Below are 13284 nucleotides of genomic sequence, written 5' to 3'. Positions count from 1 at the left end.
TGGCGCGGCTTGTTCGTACGATCCTCGCATGCAGCTTCGGTACGCGTTTCGCGTGTACCCGGATGCCGGTCAGCGGGTCACGATGGCGAGGGCGTTCGGGTGTGCCCGGGTCGTCTTCAACGACGCGGTCCGTGCCCGCGAGGACGCCCGCAGATCCGGTCTGCCGTTCCCGACGGCGGCCGTGCTGTCCCGGAAGCTGATCACCGAGGCGAAGCGGACAGCCGAGCGATCCTGGCTGGGGGACGTATCCGCGGTGGTACTCCAGCAGTCCCTGCGGGACGCCGAGGCCGCGTACCGCACCTTCTTCGCCTCCCTCCAGAGCGCCCGCAAGGGACCGAAGGCGGGAGCGCCACGGTTCAAGTCGCGCAAGGATGCGCGGCAGTCGGTTCGGTTCACCGCCAATGCTCGCTGGAGCATCACCGACGGCGGCCGTCTGTGCCTGCCGAAGATCGGTGCGGTGAAGGTGAAGTGGTCCCGCACCCTGCCCGCTACCCCAACCTCCGTCACCGTGATCAAGGATGCGGCCGGTCGGTATTTCGCCTCCTTCGTCGTCGACACCGACCAGGCCGCCGACCAGGCTCGGATGCCCGAGACCGACCGCACCGTCGGCATCGACCTCGGCCTCGCGCACTTCGCGGTCCTCTCTGACGGCACGAAAATCGACTCACCGCGCTTCCTGCGACGCGCGGAGAAGAAGCTGAAGAAGGCCCAACGGGAACTGTCCCGCAAGCAGAAGGGATCGAAGAACCGGGCCAAGGCCCGCCTGAAGGTTGCCCGCGCCCACGCGAAGGTCGCCGACGCGCGCCGCGAGTTCCACCACCAGCTCTCCACGAAGCTGATCTCCGAGAACCAAGGGATCGCTGTGGAGGATCTGTCGGTCAAGGGACTGGCCCGCACTCGGCTGGCCAAGTCGGTGCACGACGCGGGGTGGTCCTCGTTCGTCGGCATGCTTGCGTACAAAGCGCAACGGTACGGTCGCACCCTGGTCAAGGTCGACCGGTTCGAACCGACCTCCCAGACCTGCTCCACCTGCGGCACCGTGGACGGGCCCAAACCCCTGCACGTGCGGGAATGGACCTGCGCCGCCTGTGGCACGGTCCACGACCGGGACCACAACGCCGCGATCAACGTGAAACAGGCCGCCGGACTGGCGGCATCGGCCTGCGGAGCGCCGGTAAGACCAGGAGCGATCCCGGCACAGCGCGGAGAAACAGGAAGCCACGGGCTCCCGACGGATGCCTGTGCTGCGTAGCGGCACAGGCATCGGCAGGGAGGGCCAGAATCCTCGGGCTTCAGCCCGAGGAGCAAGTCAAAACGTCCTCAACGCGGCTGAAGTACGCGGCGGCGGGCTGGCCCGGAATCCAGACCCCCGAAAACCCGAAACGCCCACCCCCCTCCCGACCGAGTCGGGTGGTGGGTGGGCACAGGCCGGGGGTCCAGGGGGCGGAGCCCCCTGGTACCTCAACGCAAACGGACGTTCAGCAGCCGACGAGCCGAGAAGCGAGGTACCCCTCGATCTGGTCCAGCGACACGCGTTCCTGCTTCATCGTGTCCCGCTCCCGCACGGTCACCGCGTTGTCGTCCAGCGTGTCGAAGTCGACGGTCACGCAGAACGGCGTCCCGATCTCGTCCTGACGCCGGTACCGGCGCCCGATCGCACCCGCGTCGTCGAACTCGATGTTCCAGTGCTGCCGCAGCGCCTGCGCCAGCCCCTTCGCCTTCGGCGACAGCTCCGGGTTGCGGGACAGCGGAAGCACGGCGACCTTCACCGGCGACAGCCGCGGGTCGAGCCGCAGCACCGTGCGCTTCTCCAGCTTGCCCTTGGCGTTCGGCGCCTCGTCCTCGATGTAGGCGTCGAGCAGGAAGGCGAGCATCGCGCGCCCGACACCGGCCGCCGGCTCGATGACGTACGGCGTCCAGCGCTCCTGGGCCTCCTGGTCGTAGTAGGAGAGGTCCTGGCCGGAGGCCTTGGCGTGCGAGGAGAGGTCGTAGTCGGTGCGGTTGGCGACGCCCTCCAGCTCGCCCCACTCACTGCCGCCGAACCGGAAGCGGTACTCGATGTCGGCGGTGCGCTTGGAGTAGTGGGAGAGCTTCTCGGCGGGGTGCTCGTACCACCGCATGTTCTCCTCGCGCAGGCCGAGACCGGTGTACCAGTTCCAGCGCTGCTCCATCCAGTACTCCTGCCACTTCTCGTCCTCGCCCGGCTTGACGAAGAACTCCATCTCCATCTGCTCGAACTCGCGGGTGCGGAAGATGAAGTTGCCGGGCGTGATCTCGTTGCGGAAGGACTTGCCCATCTGGGCGATGCCGAACGGCGGCTTGCGGCGCGAAGTGGTCTGCACCTGGGCGAAGTTGGTGAAGATGCCCTGGGCGGTCTCGGGCCGCAGGTAGGCGACCGAGCCGCTGTCCTGGGTCGGGCCGAGGTGGGTCGAGAGCAGACCGGAGAACTGCTTGGGCTCGGTGAAGGTGCCCTTGTTGCCGCAGTTGGGGCAGTTGAGGTCGGCCAGGCCGTTCTCCGGCGCGCGGCCCTTCTTCTCCTCGTACTCCTCCTCCAGGTGGTCCGCGCGGAACCGCTTGTGGCAGGAGGTGCACTCGGTCAGCGGGTCCGTGAAGGTGGCGACGTGACCGGAGGCCACCCACACCTCGGGAGCCAGGATCACGGAGGAGTCGAGACCGACGACGTCCTCGCGCGAGGTGACCATGTAGCGCCACCACTGGCGCTTGAGGTTCTCCTTGAGCTCGACACCCAGCGGACCGTAGTCCCAGGCGGCGCGCTGACCGCCGTAGATCTCACTGCAGGGGAATACGAAGCCACGGCGCTTGCTCAGGCTGACGATGGTGTCGATCTTGTCGGCGGCCACGGTGCTCTCTTCATTACGACGACGGGCGACGAAGCGAGATGCTTCCAGAGAATGCTTCAGGTTACCGGCGCGGGTCGCCCCTCGGCCAAATCGGGGCCTCCCATCTGCGGAATCGCACGCTTGTTGACAACGGTTTCCATATTTGTTGAAAATGAGTGTCATGAACGTACGACGACGCCGCATATCCGGCATAGCAGTCACCGCGGCCACCGCGCTCGGCCTCGGCACCCTCTCCGCCTGCTCCAGCGACAGCTCGGCGGCGGGCAATACGGACAAGTTCGACGTCGTCGCGTCCTTCTACCCCATGGAGTACCTGGCCGAGCAGATCGGCGGGGACCACGTGAACGTCACCACGCTCACCGAACCCGGCCAGGAGCCGCACGACCTGGAGCTGAGCGCCAAGCAGACCGCCCGGATGGGCGAGGCGGACGCGGTGCTCTACCTCAAGTCCCTCCAGCCCGCCGTGGACGAGGCGATCGCCCAGTCCGACGTGAAGACCAAGATCGACGCGGCCACGCTGACCAAGCTCGAGGACCACGGCGACGTGGAGCACGACCACGGCGGCGAGGAGCACGCGGACGAGCACGCCGAGGAGGAGCACTCCGAGGGCGGGGAGCACGCGCTCGACCCGCACGTCTGGCTGGACCCGGTGAAGTACGCGGAGATCGCCCAGGGCGTCGCGAAGGCCTTCGAGAAGGCCGACCCCGACCACGCCGCCGACTACCGCAAGAACGCCGAGGCGCTGGCGAAGAAGCTCGGCGACCTGGACACGGCCTACAAGGACGGCCTGAAGAACACTTCGACCAAGGTCTTCTTCACCAACCACGCCGCCTTCGGCTACCTCGCCGAGCGCTACGGCCTCACCCAGGAGGCCATCAACGGCCTCGACCCGGAGAGCGAGCCCAGCCCCGCCCGGATCAAGGAGCTCCAGCAGGAGGCCAAGGCCGACGGCGTGACCACCGTCTTCTACGAGACACTGGTGTCCGACAAGACCGCGAAGACCCTGGCCAAGGACGCGGGCCTGAAGACGGACGTCCTCGATCCGCTGGAGGGCATCACCGACAAGTCCAAGGGCGAGGACTACGTCGGGGTCATGCAGTCCAACCTCAAGGCGCTGGAATCCGCCCTCGGCGCCAAGTAAGCAGTACCACCCGCAGTTCGATCGTTACGGAGGACATCGTGAGCGACGAGTCCGTCATATCCCTGCGCGGCGTCCGCGCCGAGCTGGGCTCACGCCCCGTCCTGCGCGGCATCGACCTCACCGTGCGGCGCGGCCAGGTGGTCGCGCTGCTCGGCGCCAATGGCTCCGGCAAGTCCACGGCCGTGCGCACGATCATCGGCCAGGTGCCGGTGACGGACGGGGAGATCGAGCTGTTCGGCACCCCCAGGCGCCGCTTCCGCGACTGGGGGCGCCTGGGTTACGTCCCGCAGCGCACCACGGCCGCGGGCGGCGTCCCCGCCACGGTGACCGAGGTGGTCTCCTCGGGCCGGCTCTCCCGGGCCCGCTTCGGCGTCCTGCGCAAGGCCGACCACGAGGCCGTACGCCGCGCCCTGGACCTGGTCGGCATGGCCGACCGCGCCAAGGACTCGGTGAACGCCCTCTCCGGCGGCCAGCACCAGCGCGTACTGATCGCCCGCGCGCTCGCCGCCGAGCCCGAACTGCTGATCATGGACGAGCCGATGGCCGGCGTCGACCTGGCCAGCCAGGAGGTCCTGGCCGAGACCCTGCGGGCGCAGGTCGCGGCCGGGGCGACCGTCCTCCTCGTCCTGCACGAGCTGGGCCCGCTGGAGCCGCTGATCGACCGGGCCGTGGTGCTCCGCGACGGCTGCGTCCTGCACGACGGCCCGCCGCCCGAGGCGGTCGGCCAGCACGCGCTGCCCGGCCACGACCACGTCCACCCGCACGCACCGGCGGGCGCCGAACCGATCCGCACCGGCCTGCTGAGCTGAGAAGGCGACGACCATGGAAATCCTGAACTACGCCTTCATGCAGCGGGCGCTGCTCGCCGCCGTGCTGGTCGGCATCACCGCCCCGGCCATCGGCATCTACCTGGTCCAGCGCCGCCAGGCCCTCATGGGCGACGGCATCGGCCACGTGGCGATGACCGGCGTCGGCCTCGGCTTCCTGCTCTCCTGGTCCCCGGTGTGGATGGCGACCCTGGTCTCCGTCCTCGGCGCGGTCCTCATGGAGCTGATCCGCTGGTACGGCAAGACCCGCGGCGACATCGCCCTCGCCATGCTCTTCTACGGCGGCATGGCGGGCGGCGTGATGTTCATCAACCTCGCGCCGGGCGGCTCCAACGCCAACCTCACCTCGTACCTCTTCGGCTCGCTGTCGACGGTCTCCGAGTCCGACGTGACCGCGATCTGCCTGCTGGCCGCCTTCGTGGTCCTCGTCACCGTCGGTCTGCGCCGCCAGCTGTTCGCCGTCAGCCAGGACGAGGAGTTCGCCCGGGTCACCGGGCTGCCGGTGCGCGCGCTGAACCTGCTGACGGCCGTCACGGCGGCGGTCACGGTCACCGTCGCGATGCGCGTCGTCGGCCTGCTCCTGGTCTCGGCGCTGATGGTGGTCCCGGTGGCCGCCGCGCAGCAGCTCACCCGCAGCTTCGCCGCCACGTTCGCCATCGCCGTCGCCCTCGGGGTGAGCGTGACGATCGGCGGCACCGTCACGTCGTACTACCAGGACGTGCCGCCCGGCGCGACGATCGTGCTGCTCACCATCGGCGCGTTCATCCTGCTGAGCGTGCTGGCCGCCCCGCTGGCCAGGCGACGCGCGCGGGCACTCGCCGCCGCGCGGCCCGCCGCGGATCCGGCGGAGTGCAAGATTCCGGCCACCAGGGGGGCCGCCGACGAGGTCGGCGTCTGACCGCGGCACTGCCGGGCTGGCACAATGGCCCGGCAAGCCGCGAAGACGTGAGGAGGAATCCAGTGACCACCGCTGGACCGCCCGTGAAGGGCCGCGCCACCCGGCAGCGGGCTGCCGTGTCGGCCGCCCTTCAGGAGGTCGAGGAGTTCCGCAGCGCGCAGGAGCTCCACGACATGCTCAAGCACAAGGGCGACGCGGTCGGGCTCACCACGGTCTACCGCACCCTTCAGTCCCTCGCCGACGCCGGCGAGGTCGACGTCCTGCGCACCGCCGAGGGCGAGTCGGTCTACCGCCGCTGCTCCACCGGCGACCATCACCACCACCTGGTCTGCCGCGCCTGCGGCAAGGCGGTCGAGGTGGAGGGCCCCGCCGTCGAGAAGTGGGCCGAGGCCATCGCCGCGGAGCACGGCTATGTCAACGTGGCGCACACCGTGGAGATCTTCGGCTCCTGCGCGGACTGCGCGACGACGGGCGCCCAGTAGCACGCGGGGCGTCGCGTACGGAGTACTAGGGGGCGTCCCGTACGGCCAGGTGCGTCGCCGCCAGCAGCAGCACCACGGCGCCGACGACGAACAGCGCCCGCCCGGTGCCCAGCGGCACCAGCAGCAGGGTGCCCAGCACACCGCCCGCGAAGATCCCCAGCACGGTGGCCGTCCACCGGGTCCTGGCGAGCCGCTGCCGGTCCGACATCCCCCGCAGCACGGCGCGCGGCTCCTTCAGCACGTCGGCGACCAGCTGGGCGATGGCGGTCTGGCTCAGCAGTGTCGGCATCCCCGGCACCCGCAGGCGCAGCGCGGTGGCGGCGCGCAGTCCCATCGCCAGCGCGACCGCGCCGACGACCACCAGGTCGGACCCGGCCACCGCCGCGGGCGCGTCCCCGTGCCGCACGACGGCCACCGCCCCGCCCAGCGTCAGCAGCAGCCCCTCGCCCGCCAGCCCGAGCGCGAACCAGGGCCGCCCGCGCGCCGCGAGCCACGGCAGTGCCACGGCCCCGAGGGCGGCTCCCGCCAGGAACGCCCCGATGGCCGTGGCGGGCCGCGCCACCGGCACGTCGCCCTCCCCCGCGAGCGCGAACGACAGGAACAGCACGTTGCCGGTGGCGAGCGCGCAGAAGACCTTGCCCATGGTCAGGAAGCTGACGGCGTCGACGGCGCCCGCGAGCACCGTGAGCACCGTCATGACCGCCGTACGCCTCGGGCCGGGAGCCGCGGCGGAGGAGGACTCGGACATGCGGTCAGCATGCCCCAGCGGAGGCGGCTACGCCTGCTTGCCCTCCATGGCGAGCAGCTGCTCGTTCGGGATGGCCCCCCCGAACCGCCGGTCCCGGGAGGCGAACTCCAGACAGGCCCGCCACAGGTCGCGCCGGTCGAAGTCCGGCCACAGCACGTCCTGGAAGACCATCTCCGCGTAGGCGCTCTGCCAGATCAGGTAGTTCGACGTCCGCTGCTCCCCGCTCGGCCGCAGGAACACGTCCACGTCCGGCATGTCCGGGTAGTACAGGTACTTTGCGAGCGTCTTCTCGTTCACCTTCGACGGGTCGAGCTTCCCGGCCCGCACGTCCTCGGCGAGGGCCTGCGCCGCGTCGGCGATCTCGGCCCGCCCGCCGTAGTTCATGCAGAAGTACAGCGTGAGCCGGTCGTTGTCCTTGGTCTGCTCCTGAGCGACCTGGAGCTCCTTGGCCACCGACTTCCACAGCCGGGGCATCCGCCCCGCCCAGCGCACCCGCACCCCCAGCTCGTCGAGGGTGTCGCGGGACTTGCGGATGAAGTCGCGGTTGAAGTTCATCAGGAAGCGCACCTCCTCCGGCGAGCGCTTCCAGTTCTCGGTGGAGAAGGCGTACAGGGAGATGTTCCCGACGCCGATCTCGATCGCGCCCTGGAGCACGTCCATGACCTGCTCGGCGCCGACCTTGTGCCCCTCGGTGCGCGGCAGCCCGCGCTCCTTGGCCCAGCGGCCGTTGCCGTCCATGACGATCGCCACGTGCTCCGGCACCAGCTCACCGAGCTTCGGCGGACGCGCGCCGGACGGGTGCGGCTCCGGCGTCCTGTACTCCCGGCGCTGCCGCCCCAGAATCCCGCGTACGGCCATATCGGTTCTCTCCTACTTCTCGACGTACCGCAGGGAGCGCAGTCCCCGCTCAAGGTGCCAGTGCAGGTAGGCGGAGACCAGTCCGCTCCCCTCCCGCACGTACCGGGGCTCGGCCGCGTCCGCCGTGCCCCAGTCCCCCGCGAGCAGCGCCCCGAGCAGTTCCAGGGCCTGCGGCGAGGGTACGACGCTGCCGGGCACCCGGCAGTCGACGCAGACGGAGCCGCCCGAGCCGACCGAGAAGAACCGGTTCGGACCGGGCAGGCCGCACTTCGCGCAGTCCCCGAAGGTCGGGGCGTACCCGTTCACGGCCAGCGAGCGCAGCAGGAACGCGTCCAGCACCAGGTTCGGTGCGTGCTCGCCCCGGGCGAGGGTCCTGAGCCCGCCGACCAGCAGCAGATACTGCTGCACCGCCGGCTCGCCCTCGTGGTCGGTGAACCGCTCGGCCGTCTCCAGCATGGCGGTCCCCGCGGTGTAGCGGGCGTAGTCGGTGACGATCCCGCCGCCGTAGGGCGCGATCGTCTCGCTCTGCGTGCACAGCGGCAGCCCGCGCCCGACCAGCTCGCTGCCCTTCGAGAAGAACTGCACGTCCACGTGCGAGAACGGCTCCAGCCGCGCGCCGAACTTCGACTTCGTGCGCCGCACCCCGCGCGCCACGGCGCGTACGCGGCCGTGACCGCGCGTGAGCATGGTGATGATCCGGTCCGCCTCACCCAGCTTCTGGGTGCGCAGCACGATGCCGTCGTCGCGGAACAGACTCATGCCGCCCATTCTCGCGCATCCCTCAAGGCACCTCGCCACGGCTTCGGGCGTTGGTGTACGCGGTCGCCGCGCTGAGCCGCTCCGACGCGGTGGCGTGACGTACGTCACCCGGCTCGGCGTCCCACTCCCGTCCCCCGCCGTACGGCCGCAGCTGCACGTACGGCCCCTCGTGCCCCATGACGATCCCGACCCTGCCCCTGCGGGTGTCCACGGCGTAGACCCCCACGGGCGGCGTCGTCGTCATCGCAGTGCCGCCGCGAGGCGCTGCGCGGTCTCCACGGAACACCGGCCCAATTCGACGAGCGGGCAGGGTGCCTCCCGCGCGAGACTCACCGGGTCGAGCCCGAGTGAGGGAAGAACAATTCCTGCCTCCGCGAGCGCCGCGCGCAATTCTTTCACCGTCTCCTCCGCTCCTTCGACGCAGAGCGCCGAGTGCCGTGCTTCCACCGTGTTCCCTTCCCTTTACGTTTTCACTCTTCGTACCCCCAGAATGCCGCGACGTGCCTACACTCGGCAGGAGTATGCGCACTACAAGTGCGGGTCAGCGCATGGGGGTTGGTTATGGCCAATGGTTCACGGCAAGCCGCGTGGGAGTTCTTCGGAACGGAACTGAAACGCCGGCGGGAGGACGCCGGAATCACCCAAGTGGAGTTGGGGGCACGGGTTTTCGTCTCCGGGGGCTACATCGGCCAGTTCGAACAGGCAATTCGGAAACCACAGTTGGATGTGGCCCAGCGGATCGACGAGGCGCTACAAACCGACGGTATTTTCGAGCGACTGTGGAAGAAGCTCATCAAGGATCAGCCGTATACGGAGTACTTTGCGCACGCTGCGGAACTGGAACGTCTGGCTACGAGCATCTGCGAGTGGGCGCCCACAGTGGTTCCAGGACTCTTGCAGACATCGGGGTATGCCCGTGCTCTCTACCTGGCCAGCAACCCGCTGTCGCCGGACGAGTGGATCGAGGAGATGGTCGGTCTCCGTATGGACCGGACCCGTCTCCTCAAGGACGCTACACGGCCCGTGTATTGGGCTCTGCTGCACGAGGCCGTACTACGCCTCCCGGTCGGCTCCGCCGACGTGATGGCCCAGCAACTGGAGCACGTCACGGAGCTGGTGCGCAGTCGCAAGATCCTGGCCCAGGTCCTGCCGTTCTCGGCCGGGGCACATCCGCAGATGGGCAAGGCGATGAAGCTCATGGAGTTCGAGGACGCTCCGCCGACCGTCTATACAGAGGGCGTGCTGTCGGGCAGTCTGCTGGACGATCCGGCAGTAGTGAAGCGGGTGCACGCGGATTACGATCTTCTCAGGGTCACGGCTCTGCCACTGGAGGCGTCCCTGGACATGATCGAGGCGGCGGCGGAGGGCTACAGACAATGCGCGGGTACGACCTGACCAACGCTTGCTGGCGCAAGAGCAGCTACAGCGGAGGAAGCGGCGGCGAGGACTGCCTCGAAGTCACCGACGGAGTCCCCGGCGTCATACCCGTCCGGGACAGCAAGGTGACCGACGGCCCAGTGATCGTCATCGGATCGGCGGCCTGGACGGAGTTCGTACGTACCGTGGCCTAGGACTGGCGTCCCCTTCTCCACCGGTCCTCCGGACGATGGCCGAGGCGCCTCCGAGCAGCGAGAGTTGCCTCGTCAGGACCCGACGGAGGAGGCACACCATGTCGTACCCGGAGCCGCGCTACCTCGGCGAGAAGGGCGAGATCAACGCCGTGTTCAGGCCGGCCGACACCGGGAGGGCTGCACGCCTCCCCGCGTCGGCGTGCACCCGTACCGACCACGCCAACGCCGCCGCGCCGAGGTAGGCGAGCCCGGTGACGACCGCCAGCTCACGGCCGAACGGCACGGCCGTTACGTGCGTTACACGCTCACTCCGACCGATGTGACGGCGCTGGGGACCGACCTGCTGGCGGCCCTGCTGCGCTGAGCCGCGGTGTTGTTCAGTCCCGCGGGCCGGGTGTCTGAACAACTCGTCCGGCGCTTGAGTGACCCCATGCTCAAGCGCCAATTCGCCCTTGCCCTGTCCACAGCCGCCACGACACTCCTGACGCTGTCCGTCCTGCGGCGACAACGAGCAGGCGGCCGACGACCGGAAACCGACCCGGGCCGCTTCCTCCGCCCCGGCGGACTCGGCACAGCCCTCGGCGGCGGCCTCCTCGGACAAGCCCGCGACCCCCGCGGAGCTGCTGCCGCTCTACCGCATCGCCTACGGCATGAGCACCTCCCCGATGTGCAGCCACGTCCCCTGGGACGACCCCGGATGCGGAGAGGACCTCACCGCCGCCGCGGAACTCGCCGGCGCGATGGCCGAAAGCATCGGGCGCGACTTCCCCGACGGTGAGTACACCGAGGTCGAGAAGTCCGCGGACCACGTGGTGAAGTCGGTGAACACCGTCCGCAAGCTCGGTTGCTACGCCATGGGTTCCACCCCGCCCAAGACCGACCCGGCCAAGCTGCGGGAGCTGTGCCCCTCAATGGGCACCATCGCCTCCCTCGCCTGGCTCAACTTCGAGAGCAACGTGACCCTCCCCTAGCCCGCACGGCGCTCTCCCCGACGCCTGTCACAGACGCTCATCCGTGACCTACCGGTTCGCGAAACTGCAGGGTCCGACGACGAACCCGTGCGGTATGGCGATCTGTCACGGGCCAACACTCATGTCCGGGTGCCCTTCCGCAACAAGCCACTTGGATCCACCGAAGCGGAACCCGTCTCATGGAGCCTCGTGCCGCGCTTCTTCCAGTCTGCGCTTCAGCCAGTCCGGGGTGTTCTCCTCGGTGCGTGGGAAGTGCCGCATGTCGTCAAGGTAGCTGCCGGCGTTGATCTGCGGCACAAAGTCCGGCTCGGAGTCGTATTCGAAGGTCGTTTGATACCGCAGAGATGCGTCTGCGGTGATCACCGCAGTGAACCACGTTCCCTTCCCTGGTTCATGCATGGCATGGCGGAGGTCGTCCATGGCGTCGAAAACCGCCACGGGCGCCGTCCCGACCTCCTTGCTGCCGTCGCGCATGGTGAATTCAAGGTCTGAGCTGCTGAACCCGACCGTGGATCTATAGGCGTACCTGAGCTCGGACCATCCCTCTGGTGCCCTGCTGATGAGTCCTTGAATGACCCCTTGAACACACTGGGACTGTTCGTCCGGGGTCATCTCGAATGTGGCCACTAGTGCACTCGTTTCTGGATGTGGGGTGAGCGGTGACGTGCAGTTCCCGGATGTACCAGTCGAATGGTGAGTCGTCCTCTCGTGTGCACCTGCCTGGCGGACGGCCAATGCTGCCGGACGTTCTGCGCGGCGAGCCGGGGGTTGACGGCGGCGTAGGAGTCAATCATCAGGTCGCATTCGACCAGGCGCCTGGCCAATGCCTCGTCGATCCGAGGGCGGGTGCGGGCAGTTCCCCCTCTGCCACCAAGAGCAACTCCCACGGACGGTTGCAGTCATCGCAGTGCTTCACGGCTGCGTCTGTCGACCGATTCCGCGATGCACGGCGACCGCGTTGACGCGTCGAGGTGAGCGCCACCCCGGTGGACGACGTGCTCGGGGAAGTGATGACGCGCTAGCGGGTGCGGGCATAGCGGCGGGCCAGGGCGTGGAAGGCCTCCTTGGGCTCCCAGTGCCAGGGGGACACGGGGTCGTCGGGGCGGTCCCTGACCGGCTTGGTGATGGCGTAGCTCGCCATGTCCAAGTCGTGCAGCGGGTCGCCGGGGCGGTGCGGGGCGTCGGCGGTGAGGAACTCGAAGGCCATCGCGGCGTACAGGCCCATCGACTCGAAGACCGACAGCAGGTCCGTCAGGTAGGCGGCCTGGGTGTGCTCGCTGCGGACCAGGTTCCCCTTGATCTCCGGTGGATCCTTGTCGTAGTCCACCACGGACCAGCCCATGCCGCCCGCCTGCGGCGCCCCCGCGTACGTGCAGGTGCCGAACTCGGTGATCGCCAGGGGCTTGCCCCAGCCCATGTACCGGCGCAGCTCGCGGACGTGGTCGGCGGGGTCCGCGTGGTACGCGTAGTAGTCGATGCCGACCACGTCGAAAAGGGTCCAGTCGACCTCGTCGTCCTGGGCGGCGGCGTAGCTCAGCCGGCCGTCGAAGACGGAGCGGCCGACCGCCGCCGCCCTCGCGGTGAAGGCGGTCAGCCTGCGCTGCACCTGTTCCGGGTCCGCAGTGCCGTTCTGGAGGTTCTCGATGCGTTCCTGGGCCGTCTCCCCCGGGACGATGCCGGGGACGAAGAGCCAGAACTCGCAGCCGACGCTGAGTTCCACGCCCGCCCCCTGCCTGCGCAGCCGCTCGGCGAACCGGCCGCACTCGGCGAGGTGCTCCAGGATGTCGCGCTGCGGGACGTCGCCGAGGGTGGGCTGGAGCCAGACGTGCAGGCCCCGTTCGGCGGCCTCGGCGGCGGTGGCGGTGAGGCGTTCGATGCCGTCTCCGGTGACGTCCACGGTGTTGGCGTGCAGGTCGCGGCGGATGGCCCGGATGTCGGCGCGCATCCGCGCCGGGTCCCAGGCCGTGCCGGGTGTCTCTCCCGCCCCGACGGTGTAGACGACGCCCCGGCGGGTCAGGCCCCGCCCCGGCCGCCCGGTCCGCGCGTCCCCCGCTTGCGCGCCGGCCGCCGGGAGCACCGCCCCCGCGAGCCCCAGTGCCGCCGCCCCCGCGAGGAACCGTGCCCGGCTCATGCCCTTGTCTTCCGTGCCTGTGCTGGTCTTCTCCATG

17 protein-coding genes are annotated in these 13284 nt (G+C 69.4%); 9 read left to right on the top strand and 8 right to left on the bottom strand.

The features are described 5' to 3' along the window. The first annotated feature begins 28 nt into the window (after positions 1-28). Complete coding sequence (locus tag D1J63_RS25010) at positions 29-1252, top strand: RNA-guided endonuclease TnpB family protein (protein ID WP_125631806.1); 1224 nt, start codon at positions 29-31, stop codon at positions 1250-1252. Positions 1253-1478: 226 nt separating this feature from the next. Here the strand turns inward: D1J63_RS25010 and D1J63_RS25005 are convergent, their stop codons facing one another. Next, entirely contained in the window at positions 1479-2861 is a 1383-nt protein-coding gene (locus D1J63_RS25005; protein ID WP_102927431.1) for a glycine--tRNA ligase, read from the bottom strand. 160 nt (positions 2862-3021) lie between these two features. On the opposite strand from D1J63_RS25005, the gene D1J63_RS25000 reads away from it, so the two are divergent. The 4 genes from D1J63_RS25000 (at position 3022) to D1J63_RS24985 (ending at position 6209) form a co-directional block, all read left to right on the top strand. Beyond that, complete coding sequence (locus D1J63_RS25000; protein WP_125631804.1) at positions 3022-4002, top strand: zinc ABC transporter substrate-binding protein; 981 nt, start codon at positions 3022-3024, stop codon at positions 4000-4002. A gap of 38 nt (positions 4003-4040) precedes the next feature. Beyond that, positions 4041-4811, top strand: coding sequence for a metal ABC transporter ATP-binding protein (locus tag D1J63_RS24995; protein ID WP_102927433.1), 771 nt, complete (start codon positions 4041-4043; stop codon positions 4809-4811). Positions 4812-4824: 13 nt separating this feature from the next. Further along, positions 4825-5727, top strand: a complete 903-nt coding sequence (locus D1J63_RS24990) for a metal ABC transporter permease (protein ID WP_125631802.1) — start codon at positions 4825-4827, stop codon at positions 5725-5727. A 62-nt stretch (positions 5728-5789) separates the two neighbouring features. Further along, positions 5790-6209, top strand: coding sequence for a transcriptional repressor (locus D1J63_RS24985; RefSeq protein ID WP_125631800.1), 420 nt, complete (start codon positions 5790-5792; stop codon positions 6207-6209). A gap of 25 nt (positions 6210-6234) precedes the next feature. Here the strand turns inward: D1J63_RS24985 and D1J63_RS24980 are convergent, their stop codons facing one another. From D1J63_RS24980 to D1J63_RS37335, 5 genes are read right to left on the bottom strand one after another with little or no spacing between them, the layout of a single operon-like run. Next, complete coding sequence (locus tag D1J63_RS24980; protein WP_125631798.1) at positions 6235-6957, bottom strand: YoaK family protein; 723 nt, start codon at positions 6955-6957, stop codon at positions 6235-6237. A gap of 27 nt (positions 6958-6984) precedes the next feature. Further along, positions 6985-7815, bottom strand: a complete 831-nt coding sequence (locus D1J63_RS24975) for an isoprenyl transferase (RefSeq protein ID WP_125631796.1) — start codon at positions 7813-7815, stop codon at positions 6985-6987. A gap of 12 nt (positions 7816-7827) precedes the next feature. After that, positions 7828-8574, bottom strand: coding sequence for a DNA repair protein RecO (recO, locus tag D1J63_RS24970; protein WP_125631794.1), 747 nt, complete (start codon positions 8572-8574; stop codon positions 7828-7830). A gap of 22 nt (positions 8575-8596) precedes the next feature. Further along, the gene (locus tag D1J63_RS24965; protein WP_125631792.1) at positions 8597-8818 is read right to left on the bottom strand and encodes a hypothetical protein; all 222 of its coding nucleotides are present in this window, start codon (positions 8816-8818) and stop codon (positions 8597-8599) included. Beyond that, on the bottom strand, positions 8815-9021 hold the full coding sequence (locus tag D1J63_RS37335; RefSeq protein WP_125631790.1) for a hypothetical protein: 207 nt from the start codon (positions 9019-9021) through the stop codon (positions 8815-8817). Before D1J63_RS37335 ends, D1J63_RS24965 begins: the two co-directional genes overlap by 4 nt. Positions 9022-9135: 114 nt before the next feature. Between D1J63_RS37335 and D1J63_RS24955 the strand changes: the two genes are divergently transcribed. From D1J63_RS24955 to D1J63_RS37325, 4 genes are all read left to right on the top strand, one after another. Beyond that, a complete protein-coding gene (locus tag D1J63_RS24955; protein WP_125635793.1) occupies positions 9136-9969 on the top strand; it encodes a helix-turn-helix transcriptional regulator in 834 nt (277 codons plus the stop codon). Further along, entirely contained in the window at positions 9951-10145 is a 195-nt protein-coding gene (locus D1J63_RS24950) for a DUF397 domain-containing protein (protein WP_125631787.1), read from the top strand. The genes D1J63_RS24955 and D1J63_RS24950 overlap by 19 nt, the downstream gene beginning before the upstream one ends. A 98-nt stretch (positions 10146-10243) precedes the next feature. Continuing rightward, positions 10244-10387, top strand: a complete 144-nt coding sequence (locus D1J63_RS37330; protein ID WP_232249859.1) for a hypothetical protein — start codon at positions 10244-10246, stop codon at positions 10385-10387. A 408-nt stretch (positions 10388-10795) separates the two neighbouring features. Further along, a complete protein-coding gene (locus D1J63_RS37325) occupies positions 10796-11116 on the top strand; it encodes a hypothetical protein (protein WP_232249858.1) in 321 nt (106 codons plus the stop codon). A 177-nt stretch (positions 11117-11293) separates the two neighbouring features. Here D1J63_RS37325 and D1J63_RS24935 read toward each other — a convergent pair whose 3' ends face one another. Together D1J63_RS24935 and D1J63_RS24930 are read right to left on the bottom strand one after the other, a co-directional pair. Then, a complete protein-coding gene (locus D1J63_RS24935) occupies positions 11294-11590 on the bottom strand; it encodes a hypothetical protein (RefSeq protein WP_125631785.1) in 297 nt (98 codons plus the stop codon). A gap of 544 nt (positions 11591-12134) precedes the next feature. Then, positions 12135-13283: an abortive phage infection protein gene (locus D1J63_RS24930; protein WP_125631783.1), complete on the bottom strand. Its 1149-nt coding sequence runs from the start codon at positions 13281-13283 to the stop codon at positions 12135-12137. Position 13284: the final 1 nt, after the last annotated feature.

This window comes from Streptomyces sp. KPB2 (assembly GCF_003950055.1).
Taxonomy (GTDB): domain Bacteria; phylum Actinomycetota; class Actinomycetes; order Streptomycetales; family Streptomycetaceae; genus Streptomyces; species Streptomyces salinarius.
This window is presented reverse-complemented; position numbering and strand designations above follow the sequence as displayed.